General features: G+C 67.1%; 11 protein-coding genes and 1 pseudogene. All 12 read left to right on the top strand.

Annotated features, from left to right (window positions below):
* The first annotated feature begins 2 nt into the window (after positions 1 to 2).
* The 12 genes and pseudogenes from leuD to ACXJKJ_RS10155 all read left to right on the top strand — a co-directional run bounded on the left by leuD (position 3) and on the right by ACXJKJ_RS10155 (position 12,940).
* Entirely contained in the window at positions 3 to 650 is a 648-nt protein-coding gene (leuD, locus tag ACXJKJ_RS10100; protein WP_457390016.1) for a 3-isopropylmalate dehydratase small subunit, read from the top strand.
* A gap of 1 nt (position 651) precedes the next feature.
* Positions 652 to 1,746 (top strand): 3-isopropylmalate dehydrogenase, encoded by a 1,095-nt coding sequence (leuB, locus tag ACXJKJ_RS10105; RefSeq protein ID WP_056196644.1) that lies wholly within the window; start codon positions 652 to 654, stop codon positions 1,744 to 1,746.
* A gap of 85 nt (positions 1,747 to 1,831) precedes the next feature.
* Positions 1,832 to 2,944: an aspartate-semialdehyde dehydrogenase gene (gene asd, locus ACXJKJ_RS10110; protein WP_457390017.1), complete on the top strand. Its 1,113-nt coding sequence runs from the start codon at positions 1,832 to 1,834 to the stop codon at positions 2,942 to 2,944.
* A 339-nt stretch (positions 2,945 to 3,283) separates the two neighbouring features.
* Positions 3,284 to 5,800 (top strand): FimV/HubP family polar landmark protein, encoded by a 2,517-nt coding sequence (locus tag ACXJKJ_RS10115; RefSeq protein WP_457355772.1) that lies wholly within the window; start codon positions 3,284 to 3,286, stop codon positions 5,798 to 5,800.
* A gap of 55 nt (positions 5,801 to 5,855) precedes the next feature.
* Positions 5,856 to 6,638 carry a tRNA pseudouridine(38-40) synthase TruA gene (truA, locus tag ACXJKJ_RS10120; RefSeq protein WP_056196647.1) on the top strand — a complete coding sequence of 261 codons (783 nt, stop codon included), beginning with the start codon at positions 5,856 to 5,858 and terminating at the stop codon, positions 6,636 to 6,638.
* Positions 6,635 to 7,213, top strand: a pseudogene (locus ACXJKJ_RS10125) (phosphoribosylanthranilate isomerase); the annotation flags it as partial. The gene truA and the pseudogene ACXJKJ_RS10125, both read left to right, overlap by 4 nt.
* A gap of 72 nt (positions 7,214 to 7,285) precedes the next feature.
* The gene (gene trpB / locus ACXJKJ_RS10130; RefSeq protein ID WP_056196653.1) at positions 7,286 to 8,548 is read left to right on the top strand and encodes a tryptophan synthase subunit beta; all 1,263 of its coding nucleotides are present in this window, start codon (positions 7,286 to 7,288) and stop codon (positions 8,546 to 8,548) included.
* Entirely contained in the window at positions 8,545 to 9,348 is an 804-nt protein-coding gene (trpA, locus tag ACXJKJ_RS10135; protein ID WP_056196656.1) for a tryptophan synthase subunit alpha, read from the top strand. The genes trpB and trpA overlap by 4 nt, the downstream gene beginning before the upstream one ends.
* A gap of 1 nt (position 9,349) precedes the next feature.
* The gene (gene accD / locus ACXJKJ_RS10140; RefSeq protein ID WP_056196658.1) at positions 9,350 to 10,222 is read left to right on the top strand and encodes an acetyl-CoA carboxylase, carboxyltransferase subunit beta; all 873 of its coding nucleotides are present in this window, start codon (positions 9,350 to 9,352) and stop codon (positions 10,220 to 10,222) included.
* Positions 10,223 to 10,294: 72 nt separating this feature from the next.
* Complete coding sequence (folC, locus tag ACXJKJ_RS10145; RefSeq protein ID WP_457390018.1) at positions 10,295 to 11,605, top strand: bifunctional tetrahydrofolate synthase/dihydrofolate synthase; 1,311 nt, start codon at positions 10,295 to 10,297, stop codon at positions 11,603 to 11,605.
* A gap of 15 nt (positions 11,606 to 11,620) precedes the next feature.
* Complete coding sequence (locus tag ACXJKJ_RS10150) at positions 11,621 to 12,391, top strand: SPOR domain-containing protein (RefSeq protein ID WP_457390020.1); 771 nt, start codon at positions 11,621 to 11,623, stop codon at positions 12,389 to 12,391.
* 6 nt (positions 12,392 to 12,397) lie between these two features.
* The gene (locus ACXJKJ_RS10155; protein ID WP_056196668.1) at positions 12,398 to 12,940 is read left to right on the top strand and encodes a CvpA family protein; all 543 of its coding nucleotides are present in this window, start codon (positions 12,398 to 12,400) and stop codon (positions 12,938 to 12,940) included.
* The last annotated feature ends 5 nt before the right edge of the window (positions 12,941 to 12,945 follow it).

The following is a 12,945-nucleotide window of genomic DNA, read 5'->3' on the forward strand; positions in this document are numbered from 1 at the left end:
CCATGGACAAGTTCACCATCCACAAGGGCCTCGTCGCGCCCATGGACCGCGACAACGTCGATACCGACGCGATCATCCCCAAGCAGTTCCTGAAGTCGATCAAGCGCAGCGGCTTCGGCCCCAACCTGTTCGACGAGTGGCGCTACCTGGACCATGGCGAGCCCGGTCAGGACCCGGCCAGCCGCAAGCCCAACCCCGACTTCGTGCTGAACCTGCCGCGCTATGCCGGCGCCAGCGTGCTGGTCGCGCGCAGCAACTTCGGCTGTGGCTCCAGCCGCGAGCACGCGCCCTGGGCCCTGCAGCAGTACGGCTTCCGCGCCATCCTGGCGCCGAGCTTTGCGGACATCTTCTTCAACAACTGCTTCAAGAATGGCCTGCTGCCCATCGTCCTGCCGGAAAGCGCCATTGCGCGCCTGTTCGACGAGGTCTATGCCTTTCCCGGCTACCAGCTGGTCGTCGACCTGCCGCGCCAAGTGGTGGTGAAGCCCGACGGCGCCGCGCTGCCCTTCGACATCGAGCCCTTCCGCAAGGAGTGCCTGATCGGCGGCCTGGATGAGATCGGCCTGACGCTGCAGCACACCGACAAGATCCGTGCGTTTGAATCCGCCCGCATCGCCAGCAAGCCCTGGCTGAACAACCGAGTGATTTGAGATGAAGAAGATTGCAGTACTGCCGGGCGACGGTATCGGCCCAGAAATCATGGCCGAGGCCGTCAAGGTGCTGAAGGCGCTGGACCTGCCTTTGCAGCTCGACTGGGCCGACGTTGGCGGCAAGGCCTATGAGACCAGCGGCCATCCGCTGCCCCCGGCCACGCTGAAGCTGGCCCAGGAAGCCGACGCCGTGCTGTTCGGCGCCGTGGGCGATTGGAAATACGACAAGCTGGAGCGTTCGCTGCGCCCCGAGCAGGCCATCTTGGGCCTGCGCAAGGCGCTGGGCCTGTTCGCCAACTTCCGCCCGGCCATCTGCTACGAGCAGCTGACGCATGCCTCGTCGCTGAAGCCTGAACTCGTCGCAGGCCTGGACATCCTCCTGATCCGCGAACTGACCGGCGACATCTACTTCGGCCAGCCGCGCGGCCGCCGCACGGCCGTGGACGGCCACTTCCCCGGCGCCGACGAAGCCTTCGACACGATGCGCTATTCGCGCCCCGAGATCGAGCGCATCGCCCACGTTGCCTTCCAGGCCGCCCGCAAGCGCGGCAAGCGCCTGACCAGCGTCGACAAGGCCAATGTGCTGGAGACCTCGCAGTTCTGGAAGGACATCGTCATCGAAGTCCACGCCCAGTACCCCGACGTCGAGCTGGACCATATGTACGTGGACAACGCAGCCATGCAGCTCGTCAAGGCGCCGAAGAAGTTCGACGTCGTCGTGACCGGCAACATGTTCGGCGACATCCTGTCCGATGAAGCCGCGATGCTGACCGGGTCCATCGGCATGCTGCCGTCGGCCTCGTTGGACGCCAACAACAAGGGCCTCTACGAACCCAGCCACGGCAGCGCGCCGGACATCGCAGGCAAGGGCATCGCCAATCCTCTGGCTACAATCCTGTCCGCTGCCATGATGCTCAAGTTCTCCCTCAACCAAGCCGACGCTGCCGCTCGTATCGAGCAGGCCGTGCAATCGGTGCTGGCCCAGGGCTTGCGCACTGCCGACATCTGGTCCGAAGGCACCTCGAAGGTCACGACCATCGAGATGGGCGACGCAGTCGTCAAAGCCATTACGACCACGAAAACCATCAAGAGCTAAAGCTCCGTCTCGTCTCGCCCCACCAAACCCGGCGAACGAGCCGGGGCCCAAAGTGGATGGGGTTTGGTGAAGCAAAGGAATGATGATGACGACCTTGGTAGGCCTCGTAGGCTGGCGCGGCATGGTGGGCTCGGTGCTCATGGAGCGCATGACCACTGAACGCGATTTCGACCTGATCGAGCCGCTGTTCTTCTCGACGTCCAACGCCGGCGGCGCTGCCCCGGCCCAGGCCAAGAACGAGAAGTCGCTGCAGAACGCCTTCGACATCGAACAGCTCAAGCGCTGCGACATCATCATCACCGCCCAGGGCGGCGACTACACGACCGAGGTCTACCCCAAGCTGCGCGCCGCGGGCTGGGCCGGCCACTGGATCGACGCCGCCTCGACCCTGCGCATGGCCGATGACGCCGTCATCATCCTGGACCCCGTCAACCGCCCGGTCATCGACCAAGCGCTGAGCAACGGCGGCAAGAACTGGATCGGCGGCAACTGCACCGTCAGCTGCATGCTGATGGGCGTGGGCGCGCTGTACAAGGCTGGCCTCGTTGAGTGGATGTCCACCCAGACCTACCAGGCCGCTTCCGGCGGCGGTGCCCAGCACATGCGCGAACTGCTGACCCAGTACGGCACGCTGAACGCTTCGGTCAAGCCGCTGCTGGACGACCCCAAGAGCGCCATCCTCGACATCGACCGCCTGTTGGCCGAGAAGCAGCGCACGCTGTCGCCCGACGAGGTGGCCAACTTTGGCGTGCCGCTGGGCGGCTCGCTGATTCCCTGGATCGACAAGGACCTCGGCAACGGCCAATCCAAGGAAGAGTGGAAGGGCATGGCCGAGACGAACAAGATCCTAGGCTCCGGCGCCATTCCCGTCGACGGCTTCTGCGTCCGTGTCGGCGCAATGCGCTGCCACAGCCAGGCCCTGACCTTCAAGCTGAAGAAGGACGTGCCCCTGGCCGACATCGAGGCCATGATCGCCGCCGACAACGCCTGGGTGAAGGTCGTGCCGAACACGCGCGAAGCCACCATCCGCGACCTGACGCCCGTGGCCGTCACTGGCACGATGACCATCCCCGTCGGCCGCCTGCGCAAGCTGGCCATGGGCCCCGAGTACCTGGGTGCCTTCACCATCGGTGACCAGCTGCTGTGGGGCGCCGCCGAGCCGCTGCGCCGCATGCTGCGCATCCTGCTCGAGCGTTGATAGACCGAACATGCCTTGCGCCCCGCGTGGCGCAAGGCATGATTTGCTTACGGTCTTTTACGGTTTGACCTAGGGTTCACCCGGGCGTCGATATTGGAACGAAGCGACACATCAGGTACCCCTTGAGCATTTCAGCGTATATGCTTGATGCCGTTGTGTTTTTTATTCCAGACTCGACACAGGCTATAACGTGCAGCCCAGCGTGCAAACCAGCGTGCAGACCAGGCTCGTGCCGCGCGTTCTGAAGATCGAGACAGGCGGGGCTTTGTGCCCCGCCTTGTTGCTTTGGGGAATGCCTTGAAAGATTACATCCGCGACGCATTCGAGGGAGTTCGACCCATGGGATTTGCTCGCCATCATCTGGCGCTTGCTGCTGCGCTGCTCGTAGCCGGCGGTGGTGCGCAAGCGCTTGGCCTGGGCAAGCTGAATGTGCAGTCGGCCCTGGGCGAGACCATGCGCGCCGAGATCGACGTCACCAGCCTGACACCCGAGGAGGCGTCGACGCTGAAGGTGCGCGTCGCGCCCCCCGAGTCCTACCGCGCCACTGGCGTGGAATACAACCCGGTGCTGACGTCGACCCAGGTTCAGATCGTGCGCAGCAACGGCCGCACCCTGCTGCGCGTCAGCAGTGATCGCTCGGTCCAGGAGCCGTTTGTCGACGTCATCCTCGAATTGAGCTGGTCCAGTGGCCGCCTGGTGCGCGAATACACGCTGCTGTTCGACCCGCCAAGCCTGCCCAAGCCCGCGCCGATCATTACGGCACCGCCGGCCGTGGCCGCCGCGCCTGCGCCGGCCACCGCTGCGTCGAGCGAGGCTGTTCCCGCACCGGCGCCGGCTGTGACTTCAGCCTTGCCGCGCAACGGTTCCGCATCGGCGCCAGCGCCGGTGGCCGCGGCCCGCCCGCCTGCTGCCGCACCCGCTCCCGTTCGACCACCGGCCACGGCGGCCTCCGAGTACGCCGTGCGCCCTGGCGACTCGCTGTCCAAGATTGCCACGCGCACCCAGGTCAGCGGCATCTCGCTGGACCAGATGCTGGTCGGCCTGTTCCGAAACAATCCCGACGCCTTCATCGACGGCAACATGAACCTGCTGAAGTCGGGTGCCGTGTTGCAGGTCCCGTCCAGCGACTCGCTGGCCGCGGTGCCCGCGCCCGAAGCGCGTCGTGTCATCCTGGCCCAGAGCGCCGATTTCTCGGCCTACCGCCAGCGCCTGGCCTCCGCCGCGCCGACGCTGCAAAACAGCGGGAGCGAGCGCCAGTCCAAAGGACAGGTGCAGGCCGCCGTCGAGGACCGCAAGCCCGCCGCTGCGCCGACGCCCGACAAGCTCACCCTCAGCAAGGCTGGCAGCACCGCCGCCAGCGCCGCCGAGGCCAAGCTGTCCAAGGACACCGAGAAGAAGGACGCCGCCGCCCGCGTGGCCGAGCTGACCCGCAATGTCGAGGAGCTGAAGAAGCTCTCCAGTGCGGCCAAGCCAGCGGCGCCGGCGCCCACCACAGCGTCTGCGCCCGCGCCCGCAACGCCGGTGCTGCCCGCGCCGGTCGTGGCGACTGCCGAGCCCGCATCCGCTGCTGCGTCGACGCCGGTTGCGGCTGCGGCGAGTGCGGCCGCGTCCCGTCCTGCGCCGCGCGCCAGTGCACCGCTGGCACCGCCGCCCGCTGCCGAGCCACCGGGCTTCATCGAGCAATTGCTCGACAGCCCCATCGTGCTGCCCCTGGCCGGTGTCCTCGTCGCCGTGCTGGGCGGCCTGGGCCTGTACCGCCTGCGCTCGCGCCGCCCGGCCCATGCAGCCGAGACCGGCTTCCACGAAAGCCGCCTGCAGCCCGATTCCTTCTTCGGTGGCACCGGTGGCCAGCGCGTCGACACGCGCGACGCGCAGAACAGCGGCCAGTCGTCGATGAGCTATTCGCTCAGCCAGCTCGACGCGATTGGTGACGTCGATCCGGTCGCGGAAGCCGACGTCTACCTGGCCTATGGCCGCGACCTGCAGGCCGAGGAAATCCTCAAGGAAGCGCTGCGCGCCAATCCCACGCGCCTGGCCATCCGCCTGAAGCTGCTGGAGGTCTACGCCAAGCGCCGTGACACCAAGGGCTTCGAGCAGCTGGCCGTGCAGCTTTACGCCGAGACCAAGGGTTCGGGCGAGGACTGGGGCAAGGCCCAGGAGCTGGGGCGCGGCATCGACCCGGACAACCCGCTCTATCAGCCTGGCGGCGCGCCCGCTCATGTCGAGGATGGCCCCGAGCTGCGCCCCGAGCCGATGAATGCCAGCACGCTGCCCCAGACGGCGTTGCCGAGCGGCGCGTCGGCCGCTGCTGCGGCGGCTGCGGCTCATATGGCAACCGATGCGATGCGCGGCGGTCCCGACACCGGGCCGGTCAGCGGCTTCGACCTGGCGCTTGATCTGGATCTGGATGCGCCCGAGCCGGTTTCGCCGAATGCGATGGCGGCCACCCAGGCCATGCCCGCGTCGATTGAGCAGGCGCCGATGACGATGGACTTCGACATCTCCAGTCGCGGCACCCGCACGGCACCCCCCGCGCCGGACCTGAACTTCGATCTCAGCAGCATGGGTGGGCTGCCGCCGTCGCCTGCGGTCCCTGCATCGGCGTCCACCGACCTGGATTTCGACTTCGGCGAGCCCACGCTGCCTGGCGAGACGAATCCCGAGGTGCTGGGGGCGGCTCTCGAAGGGCTGGGTGATGACGAAGGCGACCCGCTGCTGCGTCAGCTCGAGCTGGCCGACGAATTCCGTCAGATCGGTGACACCGAAGGCGCCCGCGAAGTGCTCCAGGAGCTGATCCAGCGTGCCAGCGGCCCGTTGCGTGACAAGGCGCAGGCCATGCTGAACGAGCTGCGCTAAGGCTCAGCCGCGATACTTCAACGCCCGGCTTGCCGGGCGTTTTTACTTGGAGCCCATGAGAGTCGCACTAGGAGTCAGCTACCGCGGTGGCGGCTACAACGGCTGGCAGAGCCAGCCGGACGGCCGCACCGTGCAGGATGCGCTTGAAAAAGGCTTGTCCGCGTTCGCTGCACAGCCCATCCGCACGGTCTGCGCCGGCCGCACTGATGCGGGCGTGCATGGCATCAACCAGGTCATCCATTTCGACACCGAGGTCGAGCGCGAGCTGTTTTCCTGGGTGCGCGGCAGCAACCGCTACCTGCCGCCCGACATCGCCATCCAGTGGTGCCGCTTTCCGGGCGACACCTTTCATGCCCGCAATTCCGCGCGTGGCAGGCGGTACGCCTATCTGCTGCTGGAATCCGCCGTGCGGCCGGCCATCGAATCCGGCCAATGCGGCTGGGTATTCCGCCCGCTCGACCAAGCTGCCCTCGAAGCCGCCGCGGAACGGCTGATCGGCGAGCATGACTTCTCGTCCTTTCGCTCCTCGGAATGCCAGGCCGCTTCGCCGGTGAAGACGCTGCGCGAGATCCGCGTGCAACGGCGCGGCGCCTACTGGCGCTTCGAATTCGAGGCCAGTGCCTTCCTGCATCACATGGTGCGCAACCTGATGGGCTGCATCCTCGCCGTCGGCAGCGGTACGCGCTCGGCGGATTGGGTGTCGGACGTGCTCGCCGCGCGGGACCGCAAAGTGGCGGCTCCGACCTTTGCCCCTGATGGGCTCTACTTTCTCGGCCCGACCTACGATGTCGAACTCGACATCCCGCGCGAGGTCGCGGCTCTGAATTGGCTTCCATGACTCGAATCAAGATCTGTGGCCTGACTCGTGAAGCCGACGTGGAGGCGGCCGTCGAAGCCGGCGCCGACGCTATCGGCTTCGTCTTCTACGCCAAGAGCCCGCGCGCCGTGACGCCCGAGCGGGCGAGGGCGCTGGCCAAGCTGTTACCGCCCTTCGTCACGCCGGTCGGCCTGTTCGTCAACGCGACGGGCGCCGAGTTGCAGGCCGGGCTGGACGCGCTGCCCAATATGCTCGTCCAGTTCCATGGCGACGAGACCCCCGCCGACTGCGACCGGATCAAACGGCCCTACCTGCGCGCTGCCCGCATGGCGCCCGGGGTCGATTTGCTAAACTTCGCCACTCAATTTCCCAACGCCCAGGCCCTGCTGCTCGACGCCCACGTCGACGGTTATGGCGGTGGCGGCAAGGTCTTCGATTGGTCACTCATTCCTCCAAGCGTCAGCTCTCGCCTCGTTTTGTCTGGTGGGTTGAATGCAGCAAACGTCGCCGATGGCATCGCGACGGTACGGCCCTGGGCCGTTGATGTGAGTTCCGGCGTCGAGGTGTCCAAGGGCATCAAGAGCGCCGACCTGATCCATGAGTTCTGCCGCGCTGTTCGTCTCGCTGACAGCCGCGCCGACGCAGAACTGACCCGATTGAGGAAGACCATGTTCCAGTACGACCAGCCCGACGCGACCGGGCATTTCCGCCATGCGGGCACCGCGACCTTCGGCGGCAGCTTCGTCTCCGAGACCCTCGTCCATGCGCTGGACCAGCTCAAGGACGCCTACGCCCACTACCGCAATGACGCCGAGTTCATCGCCGAGTACAAGAAGGAACTCAAGCACTTCGTCGGCCGCCCGAGCCCGATCTATCACGCCGACCGCCTGAGCCGCGAACTCGGCGGCGCGCAGGTCTACCTGAAGCGCGAGGACCTCAACCACACCGGCGCACACAAGATCAACAACGTCATCGGCCAGGCCCTGCTGGCCAAGCGCATGGGCAAGCCGCGCGTCATCGCCGAGACCGGCGCCGGCCAGCACGGCGTGGCCACGGCGACCATCTGCGCGCGCTACGGCCTGGAGTGCGTCGTCTACATGGGCAGCGAGGATGTGAAGCGCCAGTCGCCCAATGTCTACCGCATGAAGCTGCTCGGTGCGACCGTCGTGCCGGTGGAGAGCGGCAGCAAGACGCTGAAGGACGCCCTCAACGAGGCGATGCGCGACTGGGTCACCAACGTCGAGAACACCTTCTACATCATCGGCACCGTGGCCGGCCCGCATCCCTATCCGATGATGGTGCGCGACTTCCAGCGCGTCATCGGGCTGGAGTGCCTGGAGCAGATGCCCGAGCTGGCCGGCCGCCAGCCGGACGCCGTCATCGCCTGCGTGGGCGGTGGCTCGAACGCCATCGGCATCTTCCACCCCTATATCCCGCACGAGGCAGTCCGGCTCATCGGCGTCGAAGCAGAAGGGCAGGGCATCGCCAGTGGCAAGCATGCCGCGACGCTGACCGCTGGCAGCCCCGGCGTGCTGCACGGCAACCGTACCTACCTGCTGCAGGACGAGGACGGCCAGATCATCGAGACTCATTCCATCTCGGCCGGCCTGGATTACCCCGGTGTCGGCCCCGAGCACGCTCACTTGAAGGACATCGGCCGTGCCGAATACGTCGGCGTCACCGACGCCGAGGCACTGTCGGCCTTCCACCGGCTGTGCCGCACCGAAGGCATCATCCCGGCGCTGGAATCCAGCCACGCGGTCGCGCATGCCATCAAGCTCGCCCCGACGCTTGGGCAGGACAAGGTGCTGCTGGTCAACCTCAGCGGCCGGGGCGACAAGGACATCGGCACCGTGGCCGACCTGTCTGGTGCTGCCTATTTCGACCGGCCTTCGCAAGCGGGCGAGATGGTCAAGGGAGGTGCGCAATGAGCCGCATCGCCACCACTTTCGACCAGCTCAAGGCCGCCGGCCGCAAGGCGCTGATCCCCTTCGTCACCGCGGGTGATCCGTACCCGAGTGCAACAGTCGATCTGCTGCTGGCCATGGCCGAGGCCGGCGCCGACGTCATCGAGCTGGGCGTGCCGTTTTCCGACCCGATGGCCGATGGCCCCGTCATCCAGCGCGCCGGTGAACGCGCCTTGAAGAACGGTATCGGCCTGCGCAAGGTGCTTGGCTTCGTGCGCGAGTTCCGTGCTCGTAACAACAAGACACCGCTGGTGCTGATGGGCTACGCCAACCCGGTCGAACGCTATGGCCTGGACGCCTTCGTGGCCGACGCCAAGGACGCCGGCGTGGACGGTGTGTTGATCGTCGACTACCCGCCCGAGGAATGCGAGGAGTTCGCTGCCAAGCTGCGCGCTGCCGACATGGATGCGATCTTCCTGCTCGCCCCCACGTCCACCGAGGCGCGCATGGCCCAGGTCGGCAAGCTGGCCAGCGGCTACGTGTATTACGTGTCGCTCAAGGGTGTGACCGGCGCCGGCCACCTGAACACAGCGGCCGTGGCCGAGGCTGTGCCGCGCATCCGCCAGCACGTCAGCGTGCCGGTGGGCGTTGGTTTTGGCATCCGCGACGGCGCGACGGCACGGGCCGTTGCCGACGTTTCCGACGCGGTCGTCATCGGCTCCAAGCTGGTCGAGCTGCTGGAGCGCCAGCCAGCCGATAATGTCGCCCTGACCGGCGCGGCGTTCATCCAAGACATCCGTGCCGCACTCGACAAGAGGAACTGACATGAGTTGGATCGACAAACTGCTCCCGCCCAAGATCCAGCAGGGCGACCTCGCCGACCGGCGCACGGTGCCTGAGGGCCTGTGGATCAAGTGCCCGAGCTGCGAGACGGTGCTCTACAAGACCGACCTCGAGCAGAACATCAACGTCTGCCCCAAGTGCTCGCACCACCATCGCATCGGCGCCCGTGCGCGCCTGGACGCCTTCCTCGACGGTGAAGGCCGCTACGAGATCGGCCAGGAAGTGCTGCCGGTCGACGCGCTGAAGTTCAAGGACAGCAAGAAGTACCCCGACCGCCTGAAGGAAGCGCTGGAGAACACCGGCGAGACCGACGCGCTGATCGTCATGGGCGGCGCCATCATGAGCGTGCCCGTCGTGACCGCCTGCTTCGAGTTCGACTTCATGGGCGGCTCCATGGGCTCGGTGGTCGGCGAGCGCTTCGTGCGTGGCGTCGAGACCGCCATCGAGCAGAAGACGCCCTTCATCTGCTTCACCGCCACCGGCGGCGCACGCATGCAGGAGGGTCTGCTGAGCCTGATGCAGATGGCCAAGACCAACGCCTCGTTGACGCGACTGGCCAAGGCCAAGTTGCCCTATATCAGCGTGCTGACCGACCCGACCATGGGCGGCGTGTCGGCCAGCTTCGCCTTCGTCGGCGACATCGTGCTGGCCGAGCCCAAGGCGCTGATCGGCTTCGCCGGCCCGCGCGTCATCGAGAACACCGTGCGTGAGAAGCTGCCCGCCGGCTTCCAGCGCGCCGAGTTCCTGATGGAGAAGGGTGCCATCGACATGATCGTGGACCGCCGCCAGCTGCGCGAGACGATTGCCCGACAGCTCGCCATGCTGCAACGCCAGAGCGCGGACGCCGTCGCCTGAACGTCGCCCGCAGAGGTCCAAGCCAGGCCCCGTGCCTGGCTTTTGTTTTTTGTTTCGCCATGACGCTCGACCATGACGCTCGATGAATGGCTCGCTCACTGCGAGCGCCTGCACCCCAAGTCCATCGACATGACGCTGGACCGCGTCGCGACCGTGCGCGAGCGGCTGGGCATTGCCTTCGACTGCCCCACCATCGTCGTCGCCGGCACCAACGGCAAGGGCTCGACCTGCGCGATGCTGGAGTCCATCGCGCTGCACGCCGGCTACCGCGTCGGCCTCTACATCAAGCCGCATCTCGTGCACTTCCAGGAGCGTTGCCGGGTCGGCGGCGCGCCGGTGGCGGCCGAATCGCTGGTGCCGCATTTCGAGGCCGTCGAGGCCGCCCGAGGCAACATCACGCTGACCTATTTTGAGTTCACGACGCTGGCCATCATGCGGCGTCTGCAGCATGAGCCGCTGGACCTGGTACTCCTCGAAGTCGGCCTGGGTGGGCGGCTGGATGCGGTCAACGTCATCGACGCCGACTGCGCCGTCATCACGAGCATCGATCTGGACCACACCGAGTTCCTCGGCAGCGACCGTGACAGCGTGGGCCGCGAGAAGGCCGGCATCATGCGCACGGGCCGGCCCGTCGTCGTCAGCGACCCGATGCCGCCGGCCTCGCTGGCGGAGCGGGCCCTGGAGATCGGCGCCGACCTGCGCCAGCTGGGCCGCGACTTCACCTTCAGCGGTGACCGCACGCAATGGCAATGGGCCGGGCGAGCCAAGCGCTTCTCCGGCATGGCCTATCCGGCGCTGCGCGGCGTCAACCAGCTGCTGAACGCTTCCGGCGTGCTGGCCGCCTTCGAGGCGCTGGCCGACCGGCTGCCCATCAGCGCCCAGGCTGTGCGCACCGGCTTGGCCTTGGTCGAGCTGCCCGGTCGCTTCCAGGTGCTGGCCGGCCAGCCGGCCGTCGTGCTCGACGTCGCCCACAATCCGCACGCCGTCGCGGCGCTGGCCCAGAACCTGGACCAGATGGGCTTTTTCCCGCGCACCCATGCCGTTTTTGGGGCGATGGCGGACAAGGACCTGGCGGGCATCCTGGCCAGGATCGCGCCGCTGGTGGACGTCTGGCATTTCACCGACCTGGCCATTCCCCGCGCCGCCAAGGCCGAGCAGCTCGAAGCGGCCTTTCTCGCTGCCGGGCTGAAGACGCCGCCCGATGTCGCGACGCACACCCATGCCAACCCGCTGGACGCCCTGCATGCAGCGGCGGCCGGGGCGACCACGGCCGATAGAATCCTCGTCTTCGGTTCCTTCTACACCGTGGGCGGGGTGCTTCAACAGGGCCTGCCGCGCGTGACGGCTGGTGCTACCGCACCCCAGCCCCCCACCTTCCACTGACGCCAGACGCTGCCGATGGGCCTGTTTTCCTTTCTCAAGCGCGATGACACCGCCGCCGCGGTGCCGCCCAAAAAGTCGGCCAAGTCCGGCGCCAAGGCGGCCGACGACGTGCAGCAGCTGCGCTTGCGCGCCCGCCGCCGCCTTATCGGCGCGGCCGTGCTGGTGGCGGCCGGTGTGGTCGGCTTCCCGCTGATCTTCGAAACCCAGCCGCGGCCGATTCCCGTCGACCTGCCCATCGACATCCCCCGCAAGGACACCGCGCCGCCGCTGGCCGTGCCGACGCGTGAGCCGCTGGCCCAGGCCGATACGGCTGCCGCGCCCGAAATCACGCCGCCGCCCGCCGCGGCCCCTGCCGTCGTGCCTGCGGAAGCCAAGCCGGCCGAAAAGCCCGCTGAGAAGCCGCCGGTCAGACTTGCCGAAAAGCCTGCTGAAAAACCGGCCGAGAAGCCGGCCGACAAACCTGCCGACAAACCCAAGGCCCACGCCAACGACGGCGCACGCGCCCAGGCCCTGCTGGAGGGCAAGGAGACATCGGCCAGCACGCCTGCTGCTTCTGCCGCACGCTTCATCGTGCAGGTAGGCGCCTACGGTGAGAACAAGACCGCGCAGGACGTACGCAGCAAGGTCGAGAAGCTCGGCCTCAAGACCTATGCCCAGGCCGTGGACACGGCCGATGGTCGCCGCGTGCGCGTGCGCCTGGGGCCGTTTGCAAGCCGCGACGAGGCCGAGCGCGCCGCGTCCAAGCTCAAGGGCGCGGGCCTGCCCGGCGCCATCCTGACGCTGTAGCCCGCCATGGACGTCGCGCTCAGCTGGGTCGACCTCGCGTTCGCGGCAGTGCTGCTGATCTCGATCGGCATCGGCCTGTGGCGCGGCCTGATCTTCGAGGTCATGTCACTCGCCGGCTGGGTGGTCGCCTATTTCGCCGCTTCGCCGCTGGCGCCTGTCGTCGAGGACCTGCTGCCTGCCTCCATGACCAGCAAGTTCGGCCCTGCCGCCCTGCATGTCGTCGCGCTGGCGATCGCCTTCTTTTTCGTGCTGATCGTCTGGAGCCTGGCCTCGCGCCTGGTCAAGACGCTGATTCACGCCACGCCGCTGTCCATCGTGGACCGCCTGGGTGGCGCCGGTTTTGGTGCGCTGCGTGGTGTCTTCATCGCACTGTTGCTTGTGCTCGTCATCGGCGCTTCGCCCCTGGCGGAGTCAAGCACCTGGCGGGCCTCGCGTGCCGCACCCGTGCTCAGTGATGTGCTGCTCGACGTGGCGCCCTTGCTGCCCGAACCACTTGCCCGATTTGTTTCCCGCTCGATGACCCCATCTGAAGCGGAATCGACTGACTAAGGATC

The sequence above is a fragment of the Roseateles sp. P5_E1 genome (assembly GCF_054049335.1).